This window comes from Spirosoma sp. 209 (assembly GCF_002006735.1).
GTDB classification, from domain to species: domain Bacteria; phylum Bacteroidota; class Bacteroidia; order Cytophagales; family Spirosomataceae; genus Spirosoma; species Spirosoma sordidisoli.
This window is the reverse complement of record NZ_MVEC01000009.1, coordinates 139,667-162,079: the sequence shown is the minus strand read 5'-3', so window position 1 is coordinate 162,079 and position 22,413 is coordinate 139,667. Positions and strand designations below refer to the sequence as shown.

At 58.1% G+C, this 22,413-nt stretch carries 17 protein-coding genes; 12 read left to right on the top strand and 5 right to left on the bottom strand.

The annotated features are described in order from the left end of the window. Positions 1 to 227: 227 nt before the first annotated feature. From gcvP to B1C80_RS15975, 3 genes are all read left to right on the top strand, one after another. Complete coding sequence (gene gcvP / locus B1C80_RS15985) at positions 228 to 3,158, top strand: aminomethyl-transferring glycine dehydrogenase (protein WP_077922477.1); 2,931 nt, start codon at positions 228 to 230, stop codon at positions 3,156 to 3,158. Between the two features lie 254 nt (positions 3,159 to 3,412). Further along, the gene (locus B1C80_RS15980; protein WP_077922190.1) at positions 3,413 to 5,419 is read left to right on the top strand and encodes an OmpA family protein; all 2,007 of its coding nucleotides are present in this window, start codon (positions 3,413 to 3,415) and stop codon (positions 5,417 to 5,419) included. Positions 5,420 to 5,518: 99 nt separating this feature from the next. After that, positions 5,519 to 6,328 (top strand): TspO/MBR family protein, encoded by an 810-nt coding sequence (locus B1C80_RS15975; RefSeq protein WP_077922189.1) that lies wholly within the window; start codon positions 5,519 to 5,521, stop codon positions 6,326 to 6,328. Between the two features lie 234 nt (positions 6,329 to 6,562). On the opposite strand, the gene B1C80_RS15970 is transcribed toward B1C80_RS15975, so the two are convergent. Further along, complete coding sequence (locus tag B1C80_RS15970) at positions 6,563 to 7,000, bottom strand: peptidylprolyl isomerase (protein ID WP_077922188.1); 438 nt, start codon at positions 6,998 to 7,000, stop codon at positions 6,563 to 6,565. Between the two features lie 274 nt (positions 7,001 to 7,274). Here B1C80_RS15970 and B1C80_RS15965 point away from each other — a divergent pair, with 274 nt between their 5' ends. The 6 genes from B1C80_RS15965 to B1C80_RS15940 all read left to right on the top strand — a co-directional run bounded on the left by B1C80_RS15965 (position 7,275) and on the right by B1C80_RS15940 (position 15,269). Beyond that, positions 7,275 to 10,436, top strand: a complete 3,162-nt coding sequence (locus tag B1C80_RS15965; RefSeq protein WP_077922187.1) for an efflux RND transporter permease subunit — start codon at positions 7,275 to 7,277, stop codon at positions 10,434 to 10,436. Next, a complete protein-coding gene (locus tag B1C80_RS15960; RefSeq protein ID WP_077922186.1) occupies positions 10,436 to 10,747 on the top strand; it encodes a DUF952 domain-containing protein in 312 nt (103 codons plus the stop codon). The genes B1C80_RS15965 and B1C80_RS15960 overlap by 1 nt, the downstream gene beginning before the upstream one ends. 53 nt (positions 10,748 to 10,800) lie before the next feature. Further along, on the top strand, positions 10,801 to 11,901 hold the full coding sequence (locus B1C80_RS15955) for an efflux RND transporter periplasmic adaptor subunit (protein ID WP_077922185.1): 1,101 nt from the start codon (positions 10,801 to 10,803) through the stop codon (positions 11,899 to 11,901). Then, the gene (locus B1C80_RS15950; protein WP_077922184.1) at positions 11,898 to 13,370 is read left to right on the top strand and encodes a TolC family protein; all 1,473 of its coding nucleotides are present in this window, start codon (positions 11,898 to 11,900) and stop codon (positions 13,368 to 13,370) included. Before B1C80_RS15955 ends, B1C80_RS15950 begins: the two co-directional genes overlap by 4 nt. Before the next feature lie 142 nt (positions 13,371 to 13,512). Then, on the top strand, positions 13,513 to 14,589 hold the full coding sequence (locus B1C80_RS15945; protein ID WP_077922183.1) for a mannose-1-phosphate guanylyltransferase: 1,077 nt from the start codon (positions 13,513 to 13,515) through the stop codon (positions 14,587 to 14,589). Positions 14,590 to 14,705: 116 nt separating this feature from the next. Further along, positions 14,706 to 15,269: a hypothetical protein gene (locus B1C80_RS15940; RefSeq protein WP_077922182.1), complete on the top strand. Its 564-nt coding sequence runs from the start codon at positions 14,706 to 14,708 to the stop codon at positions 15,267 to 15,269. 3 nt (positions 15,270 to 15,272) lie between these two features. Here B1C80_RS15940 and thiL read toward each other — a convergent pair whose 3' ends face one another. Together thiL and B1C80_RS15930 are read right to left on the bottom strand one after the other, a co-directional pair. Then, the gene (gene thiL / locus B1C80_RS15935; RefSeq protein WP_077922181.1) at positions 15,273 to 16,298 is read right to left on the bottom strand and encodes a thiamine-phosphate kinase; all 1,026 of its coding nucleotides are present in this window, start codon (positions 16,296 to 16,298) and stop codon (positions 15,273 to 15,275) included. 75 nt (positions 16,299 to 16,373) lie between these two features. Continuing rightward, positions 16,374 to 16,820: a hypothetical protein gene (locus B1C80_RS15930; protein ID WP_077922180.1), complete on the bottom strand. Its 447-nt coding sequence runs from the start codon at positions 16,818 to 16,820 to the stop codon at positions 16,374 to 16,376. Between the two features lie 104 nt (positions 16,821 to 16,924). Between B1C80_RS15930 and B1C80_RS15925 the strand changes: the two genes are divergently transcribed. From B1C80_RS15925 to B1C80_RS15915, 3 genes are all read left to right on the top strand, one after another. Next, a complete protein-coding gene (locus B1C80_RS15925; RefSeq protein WP_077922179.1) occupies positions 16,925 to 17,176 on the top strand; it encodes a cytochrome b5 domain-containing protein in 252 nt (83 codons plus the stop codon). A gap of 91 nt (positions 17,177 to 17,267) precedes the next feature. Continuing rightward, entirely contained in the window at positions 17,268 to 18,116 is an 849-nt protein-coding gene (locus B1C80_RS15920) for an N-acetylglucosamine kinase (protein ID WP_077922476.1), read from the top strand. Positions 18,117 to 18,225: 109 nt separating this feature from the next. Then, positions 18,226 to 19,296, top strand: coding sequence for a ferredoxin--NADP reductase (locus B1C80_RS15915; protein ID WP_077922178.1), 1,071 nt, complete (start codon positions 18,226 to 18,228; stop codon positions 19,294 to 19,296). Positions 19,297 to 19,740: 444 nt separating this feature from the next. Here B1C80_RS15915 and B1C80_RS15910 read toward each other — a convergent pair whose 3' ends face one another. Next, the gene (locus B1C80_RS15910) at positions 19,741 to 22,023 is read right to left on the bottom strand and encodes a M56 family metallopeptidase (protein WP_077922177.1); all 2,283 of its coding nucleotides are present in this window, start codon (positions 22,021 to 22,023) and stop codon (positions 19,741 to 19,743) included. Then, positions 22,010 to 22,381: a BlaI/MecI/CopY family transcriptional regulator gene (locus tag B1C80_RS15905; protein ID WP_077922475.1), complete on the bottom strand. Its 372-nt coding sequence runs from the start codon at positions 22,379 to 22,381 to the stop codon at positions 22,010 to 22,012. The genes B1C80_RS15910 and B1C80_RS15905 overlap by 14 nt, the downstream gene beginning before the upstream one ends. Positions 22,382 to 22,413: the final 32 nt, after the last annotated feature.

The following is a 22,413-nucleotide window of genomic DNA, read 5'->3' as shown; positions in this document are numbered from 1 at the left end:
AAAGGCAGTTTTACAAAAACTAGGCCAGAATATGCCCATGGCTTTTGTCGGTGGTGGGCCGACCTGTTTTGGGCGATTCATCTTTTAAAACGGTATAAATTATATACTTCATACAGAGACAGCCTATTATCCTGCCAAATCGACTTGGTAGTAAACACCCGCAAATCGCACGTTTTGCCGTAAATTTGAGTTTTCAATCAAACGAAAATCACGAGGGCGACCCCGGCATGAAACTCAATCTTCTCCCAACAGACTTGTTTGAAAATCGTCACCATGGCGGTCGGCGTTCCGAACAAACCGATGCGGCACTCGCCGACATGCTTCAGACCGTGAGTAAAACCGGCCAGCCGGTCAGCTCAATCGACGAACTGATTGCACAGACCGTACCCGATACCATCCGGCTCGCCCGCCCGCTCAACCTGCCCGCGCCCAAAACCGAGACGCAGTTTCTGATCGATTTCAAACAGCTGGCCAGTCAGAATAAGGTCTTCAAGTCCTATATCGGCACCGGCTATTACGATACCATTACGCCAACCGTCATTCTTCGTAATATTCTGGAGAATCCGGCCTGGTATACGGCCTATACGCCCTATCAGGCCGAAATAGCCCAGGGTCGTCTCGAAGCGCTGCTCAATTTCCAGACGGTCGTTTCGGACCTAACCGGCATGGATCTGGCCAACGCGTCGCTGCTCGACGAAGCCACCGCTGCGGCCGAAGCCATGGCCATGCTGTTCGCCACGCGTCCGGCGGCCCGGAAGTCGGCCCAGACGTTTTTCGTGTCGGCGTTCTGCCACCCCCAAACCATCGACGTCATCCGCACCCGCGCTACCCCCATCGGGATCAAGGTGCTGGTAGGTGACCACCGGTCGGTCGATCTGACCACCGGCGACCTGTTCGGGATGCTGCTGCAGTACCCGGCCACCAACGGCGACGTGTTCGACTATACCGACCTGATTGCCGCAGCCCACGAGCTGGGTATTACCGTAGCCGTAGCCGCCGACCTGCTGGCCCTGGCCCTGCTGACCTCGCCCGGTGAGATGGGCGCCGATGTGGTGGTCGGATCGGCCCAGCGGTTTGGGGTACCGATGGGTTACGGTGGCCCACATGCCGCTTTCTTTGCTACCCGCGATGCCTTCAAACGGCAGATACCGGGCCGGATCATCGGCGTGTCGATCGATGCGGAAGGCAAACCGGCCCTGCGCATGGCCCTGCAAACGCGCGAGCAGCACATCCGGCGCGAAAAAGCAACCTCCAACATCTGTACGGCTCAGGTACTGCTGGCCGTTATGGCGGGCAGCTACGCCGTTTATCACGGTCCCGAGGGGATTCGCGCCATTGCCGAACGTACCCACGGCCTGACTAAACTCTTCGCTACGGCACTGCACCGCTGCGGCCATACGGTCGTGACCGAGCATTATTTCGATACCGTAACGGTGAAAGTGCAGGATGTCGACTCGCTGAAAAAATCGGCGCGGGCGGCTCAGCTCAACCTGCGCTACTGGGCCGACGATGAGCACGTGAGCATATCGTTCGATGAAGCCAAAACGGTGCACGACGTATCGGAGCTGCTGACGGTATTCGGGGTTAAGATCGACCTGACCGATCTGGCCGACGAACTGGCGATTACCTGGCCCGAGCGGCTCGTTCGTCAGTCGGACTACCTGACCCACCCGGTTTTCAACACCCACCATACCGAACACGAGATGCTGCGGTACCTGCGGTCGCTCGAAGAAAAAGACCTGTCGCTGGTTCATTCGATGATTTCGCTGGGAAGCTGCACCATGAAGCTGAACGCAACGACCGAAATGATTCCGGTTACCTGGCCGGAATTCGGGAAGCTGCACCCCTTTGCACCCAAAGACCAGACGGCGGGTTATCAGCAGCTGTTCAGCGACCTGAACGACTGGCTGTGTGAGATTACGGGTTTTGCGGCCATGTCGCTGCAACCCAACTCGGGCGCGCAGGGCGAATACGCCGGTCTGATGGTCATTCGGGCCTATCACGAAAGCCGGGGCGATCATCACCGCCAGATTGCGCTGATTCCGCAATCGGCCCACGGTACCAACCCCGCCAGCGCCGTTATGGCTGGCATGAAAGTGGTTATCGTCAAGTGCGACGAGCGCGGCAATATCGACGTAGCCGACCTGAAAGCCAAAGCAGAACAGCACAGTGCTGATCTGTCGTGCCTGATGGTGACCTACCCCTCGACCCACGGCGTATTTGAAGAAAGCATCAAGGAAATCTGCGCCGTTATTCACCAGCATGGCGGGCAGGTATACATGGACGGAGCCAACATGAATGCGCAGGTAGGCCTGACCAGCCCGGCCACCATCGGGGCCGACGTTTGTCACCTCAACCTGCACAAAACCTTCTGCATTCCCCACGGTGGTGGCGGACCCGGTATGGGCCCCATCGGCGTAGCGGAGCAGCTGGTGCCGTTTCTGCCTGGCCACGTTTCGCTCAACGCCAGCCCGGAAGCCGCGGGCGCCGTATCGGCCGCACCTTACGGATCGGCCAGCATCCTGACCATCTCATACGCCTACATCGCGATGATGGGTGGAGAAGGGCTGACCAACGCCACCAAGCGGGCCATTCTGAACGCCAACTACATCAAAGCCCGGCTCGAAGGTCACTACGAGACGCTCTACACCAACGATAAGGGACGCGCGGCTCACGAAATGATCATCGACTGCCGGCCGTTCAAGCAGGCCGTTGGTGTCGAGGTAGAAGATATTGCCAAACGCCTGATGGACTACGGGTTCCACGCGCCAACGGTCTCCTTCCCGGTAGCCGGTACGATGATGATCGAACCGACCGAGTCGGAGTCGAAAGCCGAGCTGGACCGGTTCTGCGACGCCATGATCGCCATTCGGAACGAGATACGCGAAATCGAAGCCGGTCAGGCCGACCGTGCCAGCAACGTGCTCAAATACGCTCCGCATACGGCCTCGGTCGCGCTCTCCGACAGCTGGGATCGTCCCTACAGTCGTGAGAAAGCCGTTTACCCGCTGCCGCAGGTTCGTGCCCGTAAGTTCTGGCCCAGCGTGAGCCGGATCGATTCGGCCTATGGCGACCGCAATCTGGTTTGCTCCTGCGTGCCGACCGATGCCTACGCTACCGACGTGGTCGAAGAAATAGCCGCCGTCGAGCAGGTTTAAGCCGTAGAACGAGACCTCATTAGCCACCCCGCAGCAGTGCCCTACCCCCGTAGTCAGCGCTGGGCGGGGTGGCTTTTTTGGCGTTAATCGGGGCATAAAGTTGATTGAATGGTAGGAGGCTGGTCCAAAGGCTTTTTTTGCGGTTCGCCATTGCAAACAATCCTCAATAAATGCGGATTGTATTCGTTAAAAATTAGTCCCGTCAGAAATCTTCATATCTTGGCGGCACAGTGGGTTTTTGCTCTTCAATCTCTATGAAAATCAATACGTCGTCGGCGCTGCTGGCCGCGTTGGGTCTGGCTCTGTCGCTGGGAGGTTGTAACTCGGCCATGATGGCTTACAAGAAAGGCGTTCGTCATTACGATGCCGGCGAGTACAACCTGGCGCTGACTCAGTTCCAGAAAGCGACCAAAGGCAGCGTAGATCCCGCCCGGCTCAACTATTACACGGCCGAATCGTACCGGCTTTCGAACCGGTTTGGCGAAGCCGTTCCGTTCTATCAGAAAGCCCTCGAAGCGAATACGGCCGAGCCGGATGCCCGTTTCAACTATGCGTATGCGTTAAAATCGCAGGGCAATTATGCCGGGGCGCTTGAGCAGTTGCAGCAGTATGTGGCCAGCGCACCCCGCACAACGGCCAAACCGGTGCTGGACAAAGCCAAACGCGAGATCGAAACGCTGAAAGCCATCAACATCATTGCCGCCAACAAGTCGCTCATCACCCTGCAGAACGTAGGGGCTGTCAACTCGCCCGGTTCGGAGTTTGGGCCGGTGGTACGGGGCGAAGAGCTGATCTTCACAGCCTCGCGGAAAGAGCAGGTCTACAAGAACAACGGCCTGCCCATGCTGGGGCTGTACAAAACGAAGCTGAGCAATGCGCTGTCCGGTCAGAAACCCGACGAAACCGGTACGGTACCGGCGCCCGAGCTGTTCAGCCAGAACGTGTTTCAGGATAACGTAAACGAAGGAACGCCGGCTTTCTCGAAAGATGGCAAAGCCATGGTGTTTGCCCGCGGCAATACCGGCAAGCGCAAAGGCGGGCTGGACGTGGATCTGTACATCAGCCGTCTGGGCGAAGGTAATGTCTGGAGCCAGCCGCAGCGCCTGCCCATCAGCGATTCGCTGGCCTGGGATGGCTCGCCCGCGTTTTCGGGTGATGGCCGAACGCTTTATTTTGCCTCGAACCGGGCCGGTGGGGCAGGCGGTATCGACCTTTACCGCACCAGCATCGACGCGTCGGGCCGGTTCAGCCGCCCGGTCAATATGGGTCGCGACATCAATACGCCCGGCGATGAGATGTTTCCCTACGTAGCGCCGGATGCCAAGCTGTATTTTGCGTCGGATGGCCACCCGGGCCTGGGTAAGCTGGACGTATTTGTGGCTACCCGCTCGGGCGGGGTGACGCGGGTGGCGAATATGGGCCAGCCGATCAACTCGCCCGCCGACGATTTCGGCCTGATCTACACGAAACCGACCGAAGGCTACCTGACCTCGAACCGGGGCGGGGGCAAAGGCGATGACGATATTTATTTCTTCCAGGAAGGCCCTGCGCCCGATACGACGACTATTGCACAGAATCCGCCGGGGGCGCCCAAAACGGTTCGGTACTTCCTGGCCGGTACTGTATCGGCTAACGAGACGCCCATCGCTCCGCTCGATTCGGCGCGGGTACGGATTATCGACGACGCTACCGGTCAGCCCATCGCCGAGGTGACAACGGGGCAGCCGGGTACATTCGGCAAGTATCCCGTTCAGGAAGGCAAGGACTATACGGTACTGGCCGAGCGCAAAGGCTACCTGACCCGCCGGGAGTCGTTCTCGATGCAGGGCCGCAGCATTCCGCAGATTTTCCTGACCAAACCGCAGACCGACACGACTTTCAACGTAGCGCTGCTGCTGGACAGGGCCACGCTGAACCGGACGTTCGTGCTGGAGAACATCTACTACGACCTCGACAAGTACAACATCCGCCCCGATGCGGCTGCCGAACTGGATAAGCTGGTGGCTATTTTGCAGGATAACCCAACCCTCAAGATCGAGCTGAGTTCGCATACCGACGTACGGGCTCCGGATGCCTATAACCTGCGCCTGTCGCAGAACCGGGCCAAATCGGCAGTAGAGTATATCGTCTCGAAAGGGATCGATGCCAGCCGGATGACCGCCAAAGGGTACGGAGAGACACAGCTGGTTGTCAAAAACGCCAAAACCGAAGAAGAGCACCAGCGCAACCGCCGGACCGAGTTCAAGATTCTGGAGCTGTAGAGGTGGGCCTCCCAACGACCGGCTGGGTTTGGGAGCCGGTTTGAAACACAACGGGAACGGGGTTGGTTGTTGAGGAACATCCAACCCCGTTCCCTGTTTATGCAAACCGATAAGGTACGCCAGTTTCTCGTTGTGTTCAGCGTCATTACGATGATCGTGATGAACTACCTGTCAAACACCCGCGCGTTTGGCGGGATGACCAACGGCGAGATTTCCGATAAATATCACACGCTGATCACCCCGGCCGGGTACGCCTTCTCGATCTGGGGGCTGATCTTTCTGGGGCTGCTGGCCTTCGCGGTCTATCAGGCGCTTCCGTCGCAGCGGACCAACCCGCGTTTTCGGGCGGTAGGGTGGCTGGTTGTCATCAACACGCTTTGTAATGCGATCTGGAGTCCGCTGTTTAACAACGAGCTGATCGGCGTGGCTCTGTTTGTGATTTTGGTCATGCTCGGCACGGCCACCCTGATCGAGCACCGGCTGCTGGCCCGGCGGCACGTACCGGTTGTATCGGTCGACCCGGACGCTACCCTGCCCGAATCGGCAGCCAACGCTACCGAAACCTGGCTGGCCCGTATTCCCTTCTCTATTTATTTCGGCTGGCTAACCGTAGCGACTATTCTTAACGTAGCCGTATTTCTGAAAGCAACGGAGTTCAGCCTGCTCAGTCTGAGCGAAGAGACCTGGGCTGTTGCCGTACTAGTTGTGGGGCTGGTCGTTGGGGCCATCGTCTTCAACCGGTTTCGGAGCATTGCCTATATCCTGGTCTTTGCCTGGGCTTATGCCGCTATCAGCGCCGAGCAGGACGGCTACAGCCAGATCAAACTAATCAGCGGCCTTGGTATAGGCGTAGCCGTCGGACTAGCCATCCTCGGATTCACCTCCCGCAAAACCCCCGCCTACAGCTGACACACCCACGTCCTGCTGCAATTGGCGGCCATGTAGAGACGCAATCGCACCGGCGCCCCGGCCCTTGCGTCTCTCGCGTGTCAGCAATTCTGGCGTCAGCAACCAACCCCTCCAGTCATGATTCGGTGTAGCGCCGGCTGCACGGACCGCTAATAAAAAAACCGGTCTTGATTCAGCGTATCGATGAAACGCTGAATCAAGACCGGTTTGGGTAGCACCGGTGGGGTTGACGGATTACTCTTCCGTTACCGTGATGCTGTTAATTTTATCGCCCTGGCGGATCTGGTCGATTACGTCCAGGCCGTCGACTACCTTACCGAACACCGTATGGTTCCGGTCGAGGTGTTGCGTGTTCTGGCGGTTGTGGCAGATAAAGAACTGCGAGCCGCCCGTATTCCGCCCCCGGTGGGCCATGCTCAGCACACCCCGGTCGTGGTATTGGTTGTCGCCGGTTAGTTCGCAATCAATGGAGTAGCCAGGGCCGCCCGCGCCGGTACCGGTCGGGTCGCCCCCCTGAATCATGAAGTTGGGAATAACCCGATGAAATATAACGCCATCGTAAAACCCTTTTTTGGCCAGGGTAATAAAGTTTTCGACTGTTTTGGGCGCGTCTTTCTCGAAAAACTCGATAGTCATCGTGCCCTTGTCGGTGTTCATCTGTGCCTTCGGCATGATCGAAATTGGTTTTGTTCGGATCACAAAGGTACGGCTCGCGGCTGGTTTCCGCTATTTGCAGGCAATAGTGGTCTACCGCAATTAATTCTTCTGATTGTGCAATTATAAGTGATTGACTTTTAGGGCATATTAGTGCTAACTTGCCCCTTCTCAGCCTACTAGGATAGCTCTTGTCTTTTGTTATTCTAAAAACTGTTCAATTCTACTCATGGTCCTTTGAGTAGAATTAACCGCCTTTTTTTCTTGTAGTGTTCGTATTGCCTGCCTTGCCATGTGGATTGTCCGCTTAGCGTTAGAGAAAAAATATACCATCGCCGTCATGGCGTTGCTGATTCTGATTATGGGCGGTCTGTCGATCGTGCAGATGCCCACAGATATCTTTCCGCGTATAAACATACCCGTTGTATCGGTCCTCTGGGGTTATAACGGCCTGTCTACGAACGAAATGGAGAAGATGGTGACCAACTTCTCCGAAACCTCCATCATCAACAACGTCAGCGACATACAGCGGGTCGAATCGCAAACCTACAACGGTACGGCTGCCATCAAGCTGTACTTTCAGCCCACCGTCAGGATCGAAGAAGCCATTGCGCAGGTGACGGCCATTTCGCAGACGATTCTGACCCGGATGCCGCCCGGTACGCAGCCTCCGCTGATTGTTCGGTATAACGCTACCGATGCGCCGGTGCTGCAGCTGGGCCTGTCGTCGGATAGCCTGACCGAACCGCAGATCACCGACTATGCCCAGACGCGCGTTCGGCCGCAGATCGCCACAGTACAGGGCGCCCGGCTGTCGCAGGCGTTTGGCGGCAAAACCCGGCAGATCATGGTCGATCTGGAGCCGGAGCGCATGATCGCCTACAACGTAACGCCCGAAGAAGTGCTCAACGCGGTCAGCGTTCAGAACCTGACCCTGCCCAGCGGGGCGCTGCGGGTAGCCGACCGCGAATACAACATCCGACTCAACTCCAAACCCGACGCCGTTGCCACGCTCAACGACGTACCGATCAAGATAGTAGGCGGCACGACCGTGCACATGCGCGATGTAGCCAACGTACACGACGGATCGGCGGTGCAGGCCAATATCGTGAAACAGGACGGCAGCAAAGGGGTACTGATGAGCCTGGTGAAAACCGGTAATGCATCGACCACGCAGATCGTTGACCGCATCCGGAACCAGATTCTGCCTACGGTGCGGGCGGCTGCTCCCTCGGGCCTGCGGATCGAAGAGCTGTTCGATCAGTCGGTGTTTGTGCGGGCCTCTATCCACGGGGTTGTCGTTGAAGGCATTATAGCCGCGCTGCTGACAGCCGCCATGATTCTGCTGTTCCTGGGCAGCTGGCGCAGTACGCTGATCGTGGCTATCTCCATTCCGCTTTCGATCCTTTCGTCGCTGATCGCGCTGTATCTGCTGGGCGAAACGCTCAATATCCAGACCCTGGGCGGGCTGGCGCTGGCCATCGGTATTCTGGTCGACGACGCCACGGTAACGATCGAAAATATTCACCGCAACGAGGAGCTGGGCATGCCGCTTCGCCAGGCTATTCTGGAAGGGGCTCAGCAGATTGCGACGCCCACCCTGGTCTCGACCCTGACGATTTGTATCGTATTCACATCGGTGCTGTTTCTGGAAGGGCCGGCGCGGTTTCTGTTCGGGCCACTGGCCGAGGCCGTCGTCTTTGCCATGCTGGCGTCGTACGTGCTGTCGAGAACGCTCGTTCCCATGCTCGCTGATCTGATGCTGCGGAGCGAAGGCCACAGTGCCGGTCATGCGCCCCGCCCCAACTCGCTGTACGCGCGGTTCAACCGGGGGTTCGACCGGTTTCAGGCCCGGTACATGCGGGCGCTGGAATGGGCGCTGAACAGCCGCCGATCCGTTTTCGTCGTGTTTCTGGGCGTTGTGGCGTTCACCGCCGTCATGGTGCCGTTTGTCGGGCGTGACTTCTTTCCGCGTGTCGATGCCGGTCAGATCAAGCTTCACATGCGGGCGCCGGCCGGTACGCGACTCGAAGCAACCGAGCAGGTGGCGGCCCAGACCGCCGACATCGTTCGCGACATCATTCCGGAAGACGAAGTGGGCTCGATCATCAGCAACATCGGCCTGACCTCCGAGCGGTACAACTTTATCTTTACCGACAACTCGTCGCTCGGCGCGGCCGACGCCGAACTGCTTATCTCGCTGACCGACGACCGCTCGCGCCCGACCGACGAGTACGTGCGTGAACTGCGGAACCGGCTGCGCGACGAGATGCCCGAAGTGACGTATTTCTTCCTGCCTGCCGATATCGTGAGCCAGATTCTGAACTTCGGGCTTACCTCGGCCATCGATGTGCAGGTGTCGGGCTTTGACCGGGTCAACAATCTGCGCGTAGCCCGCGACCTCCGCGATCGGATTGCGCAGGTGCCGGGGGCCGTGGACGTACACCTGCATCAGGTGCTGGACGCGCCCGAACTGTTTCTGGATATTGACCGGGAGCGGGCGGCCCAGTTCGGCCTGACCGAGCAGCGCGTGGCCACAAACATGAACATTTCGCTGAGCGGTTCCGGGCAGACGCGGCCTAACTTCTGGTCCGATCCGGTTACGGGTTTTCCATATATCATTGCCGTACAGACGCCCCCCTACAAACTGGACTCCTACGAGAAACTGCTCCGAACGCCCATCGTGCCGGGGCAGGCCACCGGGTCGGTCAGTCCGCAGCTGCTGAGCAACGTCACGACCGTGAAACGCTCAACCACGCCCGTCATCATTAACCGCGTTAACACCCAGCCGACCTACGACGTTTATGCGGCCGTTGAGCGGACAGACTTGGGGTCGGTGGCCAAGGAACTCAACAAGCTGGCCGCCGAATACCGGGAGCAGCTGAAGCCCGGTAACGTAATTTCCATACGCGGCCAGGTCGAAAGTATGGAAAGCGCCTTTACCCGGCTGGGTTTAGGGATTGTCTTTGCCGCGCTGCTGGTGTACCTGCTGATGGTTGTCAACTTCCAGTCGTTCCGGTATCCGTTCATCATCATTACGGCCCTGCCGGGGGCGTTGTGTGGCATGGTCTGGATGCTGTTCCTGACCGGTACGACCTTCAGCATTCCGTCACTGATGGGCGCTATCATGAGTGTGGGCGTGGCGACGGCCAATAGTATCCTGCTGGTCAGCTTCGCTAAAGATCACCTGCCCGAAGTAGGGGGCAGCGCCTACGAAGCCGCGCTCGAAGCGGGCCGTACCCGGCTGCGGCCCATCCTGATGACGGCCATAGCCATGATCATCGGGATGCTGCCGATGTCGCTGGGGCTGGGCGAGGGGGGCGAACAGAACGCACCGCTGGGCCGGGCCGTCATTGGCGGGCTGCTGCTGGCTACGTTCACGACGCTGCTGTTCGTGCCGGTCGTATTCAGCTACCTCGCTCGCGAAAAAAATCAAAAACCCCAAAACGCCTGATGATTTACCATGTCGTGACGGCCATGGACTGGACGCGCCAACAGGACGCGCCCGTCTATGAAGCCGCTAGTTTACAGACCGAAGGATTCATTCATCTGTCGACCCGGGAGCAGGTAGCCGGCGTGCTGGAGCGCTATTACCAGAACGTACCGGATCTGTTGCTGCTGCAGGTCGACGAAAGCCGGCTGACCCACGAGCTGAAGTACGAAGCGGCTACGAACAACGAACTATTTCCGCATCTATACGGCCCGCTCAATAAAGAGGCCATCGTATCTATCGATTCAGTAAATAACAACGGCGTTGCCGCATAAACGGCCAGCCCGGTCATGCGGATTCGACGCGTTGTTCCTTTATTTATTAACCTATGAAACTAGTTAAAGTACTTATTCCGCTTGCGCTGCTGATTGCGGTATTCGTGTTTTTCGGCGTGCTGCCCCGCATCCGGAACGCGCAGGAATTAAAGGCCGAGGCCAGTGCCGAACGCAATCGGGAGCCGGTTGTCAACGCCGTTCCGCTGAAACAGGCTTCGGATACCAGTTCGCTAACATTGCCAGGCCAGATTCATCCGTTCCGCCAAACCCCGCTCTTTGCCCGCACGCAGGGATTCCTGCGCCGTTGGTACGTCGATATCGGCGCTCAGGTGAAACAGGGTCAGCTGCTGGCTACCATCGATGTGCCCGAGCTGGAGCAGGACATTGCCCGCGCCCAGGCCGATCAGCAGCTGGCGCAGGCCAATCTCGACCGTCTGAAGAGCGTTCAGCTGCCCGGCGCCATCTCGAAGCAGGACATCGATACGCGCCAGTCGGGGGTAGCCGTGGCGCAGGCGAACCTTCGGCGGCTTCAGGCTCTCAAGGCTCTGCAACAGATTCACGCGCCGTTTTCGGGCGTAATTACCAGCCGTAATGCAGAAGTTGGGAATCTGGTATCGCCCGGCTCGGGCCAGCCCCTGTTCACCCTGTCGGAGCTGGGTTCGCTGCGCGTATTCGTCGATGTTCCCCAGACGTATTACCAGTACATGAAAGTAGGCACCCCGGCCACGGTGGTCGTGCCTGAGCTGAAGAACCGGCGGCTGGTCGGCAAAGTGGTCCGGACCTCAGGAACACTGCGAAACGAGTCGCGCACGCTGCTGACCGAGGTACTGATTCCCAATCCGGGGAACGAAATTCCGTCTGGCCTCTACAGTTCGGTGCATTTCGACCTGATTGCGGCCAACGCGCCCGTGCTGATACCCGCCAATGCCCTCCAAATGACTCCGCAGGGACCCCGGGTCGTGATCGTAGGCACCGATCAGCGGGTAAAATTCGTGCCCATTACGCTGGGACGCGACTACGGTACCACGATAGAGGTAACCGATGGACTCACCGGTCAGGAGCGCGTGGTAACGAACCCCAACGATCGGCTACGTGATGGCCAGCGCGTTCGACTTCGTAAGCCTATAGCCGAAAAAACCGTGGCACAACGATGAAAAAACGTATACTTGTCAGTAGCTGGCTGATGGCCTGCGGGCTGGTAGCTGGCGCGCAGACCGTACCACTGAGCGCGCCGGGCGGGGCCGTCACCGTTCAGCCCGGATCTGGCCAGAGTCAGCCATCGGCGCCGGGTACCGGACCTTCGGCATCCGGTACAGCCGCTTCGCAGACGCCTATTCCGGCGCCTTCGGTGCCCGAGTTGTTTGTCAACGGGTTTGGCCGGTTTGCTGATCCGACCCTTGAATCGCTGATTCAGCTGGGGCTAACCAACAGCCCTAACCTGCGGGCGGCACTGAGCCGACTCGAAGAAGCCCGCGTTCGGGTTCGGGTGGCGCAATCGTTCCTGCTGCCATCGATCCGCAGTTCGGCATTGATTACCACGCAAAGCCTGTCGGAACACCGGCCCATCGCTATTCCGACGGCCAGCGAGAGCCTGCCCCGGTTTCAGCTGAATACGTTTCAGCTCTTACCCATCGATGCTACCTATGAACTCGACCTCTTCCGGCGAATTCGCGGGGGCGTTCGGGTGGCTGATTTGCAGGCGCAGGCGTCCGATGCCGATTACCGGGCTTTCCGGCTGTCGCTGGCGTCGGACATTGCCCGAACGTACCTGCTGATTCGGGGTAACGACGCCGAACAGGTGGTATTCCGGCGCAATATCCAGTTTCGGGATACGACCCTCTCTATCATTCGCGAACGGTTTCGGGTCGGGTTGATCAATCAGCTCGACGTACAGCGGGCCGAAACGGATTATGCTGGCCTGCAGGTGACGCTCAAAGGGCTGCAACGCGCCCGGGTCGAACTGGTAAATGGACTGGCTCAGCTGTGCGCTCAGGACCCCGCAACGTTTACCGTAGCCCCCGGCCCGCTTCCCGCCGGCCCACAGTTTCCGTATACGGGCGTATCGATCGAGCAGCTACAGCGTCGGCCCGATCTGCAGGGCTCCGACCGGCAAATTCAGCTGGCCGGGGCGCAGATTGCGGTACAGCAGGCTACTACCCGGCCCCGGGTCAACCTGGTGGGGTCTGGGGGACTGTTGTCCGGCCGGATCGGTGCCTGGCTCGTACCGACGAGCGCCACCTACCTGGTAGGGGTGAACGCATCGGTACCGCTCTACGAGGGCCACCGCAACCGTGAACTCGTTTCGCTCTCGAGACAACAGGCGCAAACCAGTCAGCAGGTATACCAGCAGCAGCTACAGCTGGCCCAGCGAGAAGCCGAAACGGCGCTGGATAACCTGACCCTGCTTCGCGAACAAATCGACCTTCAGAATCAGACCCTTACACTGGCCCGTCGAACCGAGCAGTACAATCGCGAGTTATACCTGAAAGGACTAACGACGTACCTGGATGTACTGGACGCACAACGCACTATTCTGGGGGCCGAGCAGCAACTGGTTCAGCTTCGCAGTCAGGAAGCGCAGTTTATCGTGGCCTTGTTGCGGGCTACCGGTGGCGACTGGTAAATGGACTTCCAGCTATATAGAAATTGGATAGTATATTTACTTAAGGCATATAATCTGTTGATACCATAAACTTTTGCGGAGCAAATCCATAAGATTTGGCAACTTTGTGGCCGCATCACTTCAAGTTGATTTTATCGTTACAATGAATCATACCTATGTCATCATTATGGCGGGGGGCGTCGGGACGCGGTTCTGGCCCTTTAGCCGAACGAGTTACCCGAAGCAGTTCCATGACGTACTTGGTACGGGCCGTACACTGCTCCAGCAAACTGCCGACCGTTTCGACGGTATCTGTCCTTCCGAAAATATTTTCATCGTTACCAGTTCGCTCTACAAAAATCTTTGTCAGCAGCAGCTCCCGCAGCTCTCCGACGATCAGGTCCTGTGCGAACCGATAGCCCGCAATACGGCTCCCTGTATTGCCTACGCCTGCTACAAGATTGCCCAGCGCGACCCCGAAGCCAACATCGTTGTTGCCCCGGCCGATCACATCATTCTGAAACAGGACGATTTTCAGCGGACCATCCGCACGGCCCTGGCGGCTACCCAGGATCAGGACATTCTGGTTACGCTGGGTATTCAGCCCAGCCGTCCGGATACGGGCTACGGCTATATCCAGTACATTCCGGCCGCCAACACCGAGCAGGCGCCGTTGCGGGTAAAAACCTTTACCGAAAAACCCCATCTCGAACTGGCCCGTCAGTTTCTGGAAAGCGGTGAGTTTGTCTGGAACGCCGGTATCTTCGTCTGGAACGTACAGGCGATTATCCGCGCGTTTGAAGCGTACCTGCCCGAGGTGGCCGAAATCTTTGAAGAAGGGCGCAGCGCCTATTATACTGACCACGAAGCCGCTTTTGTCGACAAAGCCTATTCGCTCACCAAGAGTGTTTCGATCGATAACGGCGTGATGGAGAAAGCCGACAACGTATACGTCGTTCTGAGCGATTTCGGTTGGTCGGACCTGGGTACCTGGAAATCGCTGTACGAAGTCTCGGACAAAAACGATGACCTGAACGTGATCGACGGCCACATCATGCTGTACGACACGAAAAACTGCATCATCAAGACCCCAAAGGACCGGCTCGTGGTCGTCAATGGGCTGGATGGCTTCATCGTGGCCGAGTACGACAACGTACTGATGATCTGTCGCAAGGAAGAAGAACAGAAGGTCAAAGCGTTCGTGGCCGATGCCAAAGAACGTGGCGCAGAATTTGTATAGACCCGCCTGAGGCCGGTGCAGAAAAAGGTACGGCTCCGGGTCGTACCTTTTTTGCGTGCTGTAGCGTTATGCCTACGCTGAACAACGTCCGAAAAAGTCCAAACTAGCGTGTTTCTGTGAAAAAACTGTGTGGCATTGCCTTCGTTCTGGTCGTCATTGGGGTCGTGAGCGCCTGTAAAGAAGCGGAGCCGGGATTCTCGCCCGGCGCGGTCGATTCGCGGATTACCGGAACCTGGCGACTGGTCGAACGGCGCTTTCAGAAAGACTCGGTATTTTCGGTGCTTACCACCACGCCCCGGCAGCGACGCGACTCGGTGCTGGTGACGATCAACGGGCAGACCGTCCGGAAAGACACGGTTATCAACTATACCGACACCATCTTTGTCCGGCGCGACACATCGTTCTATACCACCCGGCGTTACCCCGCCCTGCCGCCCCAGACGCTGACTTTCGACCCCGATGGAAAGGTGCTGGCCGAGGGGAGCGAGATGACGTATTTTTATCCGATCCGCTACTTTCGGGTCGACTCTACCTTCGAGGGGCTGGGCGTTAACCTGTACATCTATACCAACCGGGCCAACGTGTCGTTTCGGCAGGGCGTGGCCTTTCAGCGTGACACGCTGACCTTGCTGCCCCGCTGCGACCAGCCCTGCTACCTCAAACTGACCCGCGTGCGGTAACCGCTAAGCCGACTGGCCCCAGCCCTGCGCCCGGATGGGCGTCTGCTGACCGGCTTTGGTAGCCAGTACCACCTGGTTCGGGTCGGCGGTCAGGTACCCAATGGCCGTAATGCGCGCGTTGTTGGCCAGCTTGTCGAACTCCTGCGGCCGAACCGTAAACAACAGTTCGTAGTCTTCACCCCCGTTCAGAGCCGCCGTTACCGGGCTGATCTTGAACTCGTCGGCAGCCAGGTGCGTCTGGTCATCGATGGGTAGGTTCTCATCAAAAAGTACGGCTCCCGTTCCTGACTGGCGGCAGATGTGTAGTAGTTCAGAAGCCAGACCGGTCGAAATATCGATCATGGCCGTGGGGCGGATGCCGAGGTCGTTCAGTTCGTGAACAACGTCGGTGCGGGCATCGGGCCGCAGCTGCCGCTGTACCAGATAGGCGCGCTCTTCGGAAAGATTCGGCTGCATGTTGGGGTCGGCCAGAAACACCTGTTTTTCGCGTTCGAGGAGCTGCAGACCCAGATAAGCCGCGCCCAGGTCGCCGGTTACACAGACGACATCGTTGGGTTGCGCCGTGTTGCGGTAGGTGATTTTATCTTTCGCTACCTTGCCCAATACCGATACCGACAGGATCAGGCCCGACCGCGAGGCTGTGGTGTCGCCCCCCACCAGATCGACGTTGTAGGCCGTACAGGCCGCCCGGATGCCTTCGTACAGTTCATCGACCGCTTCGACCGGGAACCGGCTGCTGAGGCCCACGCCGATGGTTAGCTGAAGAGGCAGGCCGTTCATGGCCGCAATATCCGATACGGCAAAGGTTACGGCTTTGTAGCCAAGGTGCTTGAGCGGTACGTAGGTCAGGTCGAAATGAATGCCTTCTACCAGCAGTTCGGTTGCCAGCAGCCCGTAGCTATCACCCCAGTCGAAAACGGCCGCATCGTCGCCAATGCCGCGTACGGTTTCGGGATGGGCCGGGGCCGGGGTTGCCTGTCGGATATGATCGATCAGCCCAACCTGGCCCAGTGTATTAAGATCCGTCATGAGAAAAATAAATAAAAAAAAGCCGTTCCGCTTGACCTACGGAACGGCTTAACGCACAAAATGGTTTGCGAATGCTTAGGGGTTCGACAACGTATAGGTGTTGGTCGAACCGCCGGTTTTCTGACTGGTCGTAGTCCGCGTCAGCGTAACGCTGTTGTCGTTCAGGTTACTGATTTTGAATTCAATGGTACCATTGGTACCGGTCGGGGCAGGGGTTAGGGTAGTCAGTACAAGGCGATCATCAGCGGGCACAGAATACTGGCCGGTAAACGTATTGCCATCGAACTCGGTGTAGGTAACGGTAGGCGCTTTACTCAAGTCAAGCCGGTATCTGGCATAATCGCGGACGTTGGCCGTGCCGCCTTTGGTGTATACAGTTGCCGTATTCTCATCGACCTTCTGGGCGGTCCAGACTTTGGCAATACGCTCGGAAACCGGAGCTACTTTCTTGCCACCACAGCCTGTTAACAGACCCAGCAGGGTTAATGCCGAGAAAAAAGCAAGTACAGTATTCTTTTTCATAGTGATGATTAACGTAGGAATCACAATTGGCTAAAGTTACGCTAATTTTGTTTTCACGTGCAAAAACTGTGCTCAATTATTACTCTGTTTGACTATACGGATACATGACCACTGAAAACCGGGCCGGGCTACCGGTATTCAGCCGCTCACAGCTGGCCCTGCGCAACGGACAGGACCGTCCTGAAATCTGGTGCGCCTACAACGGACTGATCTACGATGTGTCGGCATCGAGGCTGTGGCGCAACGGAAAACATTACGAACACTGGGCGGGTCAGGACCTCTCGGCCGAACTGGCCGACGCCCCCCATGCCGAGTGGGTCTTTGATCGTTTCCCGATAATCGGAGCGCTTGCTTGACGACTCATTCGATTTAGCAGACCGCTCATGTGGCGCCCGAAAACAGTTTTTCAACAACGGTGGCCCGTACCTGAAACCATTTACTACCTTGATTACACTGATTGCAGATAGCGGAGCGACCAAGACCGACTGGCGGCTGGTCAGCGCCGATGGCCAGAGCCGCTCATTACCGACCGACGGCATTAGCCCGTATTACCAGTCCACCGAGCAGATTACCGACACCCTCCGTGCCCAGCTGCTGCCCCAGCTCGATGATGTCGTGGTAAACCGGATCTATTTTTACGGAACAGGCTGCATCAGTCCGGCGGTCAACCAGCGCGTTGCTGATGCGCTGCGGGCCGCCCTGCCGGCGCTCGATACCGTAGATGTTAACAGCGACATGCTGGGCGCGGCTCGCGGAGCCTCGGGCCACGAGCCGGGTATTGTCTGCATTCTGGGTACCGGCTCGAATGCCTGCTGCTACGACGGGCAGGATATAACCCACGGTATTCAGTCGCTGGGATTCTGGCTGGGCGACGAGGGGAGCGGTGGATACCTGGGCAAAACCCTTGTCCGGGAGGTTTTTCAGGAGCAACTGCCTGCTGAACTGCGCGACGCGTTTCAGGCCCGCTACGCCCTGGATCGGGCCACCCTGCTCGAAAACGCCTATCGAAAGCCGTACCCGAACCGGTATTTTGCGGGCTTTACTCCGTTCCTGTCCGAAAACATCGCGCATCCACATATCGTTGGTCTGGTGACCGATGCGTTCAGGCTGTTTCTGACGACCTATGTTCGGCGGTTTCCGGAGGCTGATCAGTGGCCCGTACACTTTGTGGGGTCCATAGCGCACTACTTTGCCGGGCCGTTGCAGGAAGCCGTCGGGCAAACCGGTCTGACGATGGGACGAATACTGAAAGCACCCGCCGAACGGCTTGTCGAGTACCATCAAAAGGCGGTGTGACGTACCTTTGTGGAATGAAGTTGACACACGGACGCGTCTGGACAGCTCAAAGCCGGCGCTGGCTTTGAGCAGGCGGGTTGACGGGTGTTCATGAACAACCTGAATACGAATGGCAGCACGATATTTTTTGAAAGTTAAAGAGGTCATCCGGGAAACCCCCGACGCCGTAACCCTTACCTTCTGGCATCCCATCAACGAAGAGGTTCGCTACCAGCCGGGCCAGTTTCTGACGTTTTTGCTGACGGTCAACGGTCAGAAGGTACGCCGGTCGTACTCGATGGCTTCCTCGCCCCATGTCGATGTGTCGCTGGCGGTGTCGGTTAAGCGGGTACCGGGTGGGCTGGTTTCCAACTACCTCTGCGACCGCATCCGCCCCGGCGATGTGCTCGAAACGCTGGAGCCGATGGGGACGTTTGTGCCGAAGCTCGACGCGCAAAACCGCCGGACCCTGATCCTGATCGGCGCTGGCAGTGGGATTACCCCCCTGTTTTCGATGGCCAAGTCTACGCTGCACGTGGAGCCCAACACCCGCGTCTGGCTGATCTACGGGAACCGAAACCAGTCGTCGATCATCTACAAAAGTCATCTGGACGCTATGGAGCAGGCCTATGGCTCGTCGCGTTTTCAGGTAACCCACGTACTGAGCCAGCCCGACTACGGCTGGAGCGGAGCCGAAGGCCGACTCAACCAGCACATGCTGACCCGCCTGCTGGAGCAGCTACCCGCGGCTGACCGGCAAAACGCGAGTGTGTACCTCTGCGGTCCGGATGGGATGATGGCCGAAGCCCGTTCGGCGCTGGCCCTGGTTGGCGTGTCGACCGATCGGGTACATAAAGAAAGCTACATCAGTGCGCCCGTACCGGCGGGCGATGTGGTCGAGGAGCCGCTCACCGCCGGCGACGAAGGCTCGCCCGAGGTAACGGTTCTGTACGAAGGCAGCGAATACAAGTTTGCCGTAGCGCCCCACCAGACCATTCTGGAAGCGGCTCTGGAGCTGGATATCGATCTGCCGTATTCATGTCAGGCGGGTATGTGTACGGCCTGTCTGGGTCGCTGCACGTCGGGTAAGGTAAAGCTCGACGAAGAAGACGGCCTGTCTGAGTCGGAGCTCAAGGCGGGATACGTACTGACGTGCGTGGCTCACCCCGTTGGCCGCGATGTCGTTATTGAGATAGAGTAAACGTCGGGGCGTACTCTGCTCTGAAGCCGATACAAAAGCGTCTCTGCGCGTAGTACCTCAACGAGGGACTGCGAACAGAGACGCTTTTTTGTAATTAGAGCTTTTGTTTTACGGATTAGGGTCGCGCTGTTGGAAGCCGGTTTCAGGTGAGGTCTTTCTTGGTTGTTGGCGGAGTCTTTTTTGTCTTTTGTACCACTGTCAGGGTCTGCGACCACTGACAGGGTGTGGGCGCTTCACCCCTGACAGTGGTCGCAGACCCTGACAGTGGGTGAAGCGTCTAATGGGAAATGGGGCAATCGTCAACGTATATAGTCAACAAAAAACGCTCAGTATTTCTACACTAGTTCGTAATCGTAGCCCACTGCCCGGGTCACACTGGCCTGTTTCCTTACGCGTTGTCCAACTTTAAAATGTGGTGAAAATTGAAGAAACGATCTATAAGAACTAACGCGGAGTTCGTGATTTTTTAACCCGAGTCGGCCGAATGTTTCTTAGGTCATATTCTTTTTCTATCATATACTCTTCTGGCGCTGCCGCTGGCTTCGGTGCTACCCCTGGGGGGCGCGGAGTAGCTTCGGGTCGCGCAGGGGCCAGGGCACGGGCCGGTGGGGTCGGCGCATCGATCGGGTCGGGTCGGGCGGCACGCGGTGGCAGTGGCACGCGCGGAGCACGGGCTGGCCGGGCCGTACCCCGCAGCGGGCGTACCCCTGCCGCGGCCGGAGGTACGGGAGGAGTGAGTCTGCCGACGGCGTCGCCATGCCGAACCAGCTGGTCGGATAACAGGTCAATTTGCCGCTCCAGCTGCTGCGCCTGTTTCTCCAGCTTTTCCAGTGGCTGTTTGAGTTCTTCCTGATGGCTGCTGGCTTGCTCAAACTGCTGGCTAAGCTGGTCCATGGTCGATTCCAGCTTCTTGATCTCCGGCTCCAGCGCGGCCAGTTGCTTTTCAACATCCGCCTGACTGAACTTCTGTTTGCTGTCGTTGTATAACAGTTGCCGATGCTTTTCAAGCAGGGCCTGCCGCTGCTCCATGAGTTTGTCTTTCTTCCACTGCAATACCTCGCTGCTGCGCTCGGCTTCTTCGACCGGGAACCGTAATTTTTCCATCTGGAGATGCAGCGCCTGCATCTGACGCGCGTGCTGGGCCATCAGCTGGCTCAGGCTGTCCATCTGACGACTATTTCGTTGCTGAGCGGCATCGCTAAGACCAGCCAGTCCGGCCAGCTCCACATTGTCTATATTAATATGGCCTTCGATTAGAATATTGGTATCGATGGATGCGGCAACATCACCGGCCACGGCTCCGTAATCGACAGCGGCCATACCGGCTGCGGCCTTATCCAGACCCGCCTGTCCGGCAGCCATCGCCGAGGCTACGATGTTGTCGTAATCGATATGGGCCAGGCCGGCCGTCAGCGCGTTCATGCCCGCATCGAAGCCGGTGTTGGTTTCGATGATGGTCAGCAGCATGTCGCGGTCGGGTTGTTTTACGTCGTCGAGGTTGAGCTGGCCGGCCATGACCAGGTCGAGCTGGCGCTGGAGCTGCGCTACCCGTTTGGCCGGGAGTTTCTGCCCTTTCCAGACAATGTAGCTGATCTTCTGGTTGTCAGTCATGCCGTATTCGGTACCGTTGTCGGCTTTGTGGCGACGGCTGGTTTTGGCCTGAGCCGCTTTGGGTTTGGGCTTCTGTGGCTGTTGCTGCACGGCGTAGACCGATGCACTGACCAGCAGCAGCGTGGCCAGCGTCAGCCCCGCCAGGCTCCCGTTCGATACCATAGGCCGCGTCGGAACACCCAGCACCCGCCGAACCCGGTGCAGCAGATGTTGCCGTTTGCTGGCAAAGGCCATCGCCAGGGTAGGGGCGGCCAGCTGCGTGAGCCGAAGTTCTTCGACGCGGGCCAGTGCCTGGGCCAGTACCCGTCCGTTGCCGCCAACGGCTTCTACTGCCAGATCATCGCAGCAGTGTTCACGCTCTTCGCGTATCCGGGCCGACAGCCACCATAAGGCGGGATGAAAGAAATACAGCACCTCAACCACCGACTGCACCAGGTTGACGGCATAATCGTGACGCTTGACATGTGCCAGTTCATGCGCCAGCACCGCTTCGACCTCCTGAACCGACAGGCTCGTGGCGAGGCTGACGGGCAGCAACAGCACCGGCTTCAGTACACCTACTACCATCGGTACCGTTACCCGGGCCGACTCGCGCACCTGAATAACCGGCCCGATCTGCATAAACGACCGCAACGACTGGGTCAGCTCAATAATCTGGCTGGACATGGGGCGGGTAGCCGTCCGGCTCAGGCGTTGCAGGTAGAGCCAGCCGCCAGCCAGTCGTACCGCAAAAACGGCTACGCCAACCAGGTAAGCCAGTACGAACTGACTCAGGTGAGCGTCCAGAAACTGCTGCATCTGCTGATGCCAGGGCAGCGTTTGGGTTGCCGTCTGCCAGCGGACCGACAGCGCCGGGCTGGCGTAGGCGGGGCGGAGGGCCGCTGTCTCTATGACAGCAGGCGTATAATACCACCAGAACGTAACCGCGGAGGCCAGCAGCTGGGTCAGCAGGGTAAGCACGGCCACGCGATACCGCAGCACGCTCGACCGGTTACGCAACCCGTGTAAAACCAGCGCAGCGGGAAGCACCAGCGCAAACCCCTGCCAGATAGCATGGAGCAGAGTCCAGCCCAGAGCGTCGGTTGTGGGATTGTTGAGCCAATCAGTTGTGTTCATTGTTCAACTGGTTTAGGAGTTGCTTGATTTCTTCGAGTTCCTGTTGGGAGGCCTTGTGCTGGCCCAGTACCTGCATCACCAGTTTAGACGCCGATCCTTTGAAGGCGGTTTCGACAAACCGGTCAACCAGTCCCCGCTGCGTGTCTTCTTCGCTGACAGCGGCTGTATAGGTGTGCGATTTGCTCTCGGCGTCGCGGCTGAGCAGCCCTTTTTCATGCATGATCTGCATGAGCTTGAGCGCTGTTGTGTAGCCAATATCGCGGCTTTGACTCAGGCTTTCGTGTACCTGTCGTACCGTGCTGGGACCGTTGGCCCAGAGCACGTGCAGGATTTCCAGTTCGGCGTCGGTTGGCTTCATCAGATGATCTACGAAATTGTTCGTAGCAAACA

Coding starts and splice junctions, on each gene's coding strand:
- B1C80_RS15970 (WP_077922188.1), bottom strand. CDS start 7,000: ATGCCGAAGGCACAGATGAACACCGACAAGGGCACGATGACTATCGAG.
- B1C80_RS15910 (WP_077922177.1), bottom strand. CDS start 22,023: ATGAACACAACTGATTGGCTCAACAATCCCACAACCGACGCTCTGGGC.
- gcvP (WP_077922477.1), top strand. CDS start 228: ATGAAACTCAATCTTCTCCCAACAGACTTGTTTGAAAATCGTCACCAT.
- B1C80_RS15960 (WP_077922186.1), top strand. CDS start 10,436: ATGATTTACCATGTCGTGACGGCCATGGACTGGACGCGCCAACAGGAC.
- B1C80_RS15905 (WP_077922475.1), bottom strand. CDS start 22,381: ATGAAGCCAACCGACGCCGAACTGGAAATCCTGCACGTGCTCTGGGCC.
- B1C80_RS15950 (WP_077922184.1), top strand. CDS start 11,898: ATGAAAAAACGTATACTTGTCAGTAGCTGGCTGATGGCCTGCGGGCTG.
- B1C80_RS15955 (WP_077922185.1), top strand. CDS start 10,801: ATGAAACTAGTTAAAGTACTTATTCCGCTTGCGCTGCTGATTGCGGTA.
- B1C80_RS15925 (WP_077922179.1), top strand. CDS start 16,925: ATGACCACTGAAAACCGGGCCGGGCTACCGGTATTCAGCCGCTCACAG.
- B1C80_RS15965 (WP_077922187.1), top strand. CDS start 7,275: ATGTGGATTGTCCGCTTAGCGTTAGAGAAAAAATATACCATCGCCGTC.
- thiL (WP_077922181.1), bottom strand. CDS start 16,298: ATGACGGATCTTAATACACTGGGCCAGGTTGGGCTGATCGATCATATC.
- B1C80_RS15975 (WP_077922189.1), top strand. CDS start 5,519: ATGCAAACCGATAAGGTACGCCAGTTTCTCGTTGTGTTCAGCGTCATT.
- B1C80_RS15915 (WP_077922178.1), top strand. CDS start 18,226: ATGGCAGCACGATATTTTTTGAAAGTTAAAGAGGTCATCCGGGAAACC.
- B1C80_RS15930 (WP_077922180.1), bottom strand. CDS start 16,820: ATGAAAAAGAATACTGTACTTGCTTTTTTCTCGGCATTAACCCTGCTG.
- B1C80_RS15980 (WP_077922190.1), top strand. CDS start 3,413: ATGAAAATCAATACGTCGTCGGCGCTGCTGGCCGCGTTGGGTCTGGCT.
- B1C80_RS15945 (WP_077922183.1), top strand. CDS start 13,513: ATGAATCATACCTATGTCATCATTATGGCGGGGGGCGTCGGGACGCGG.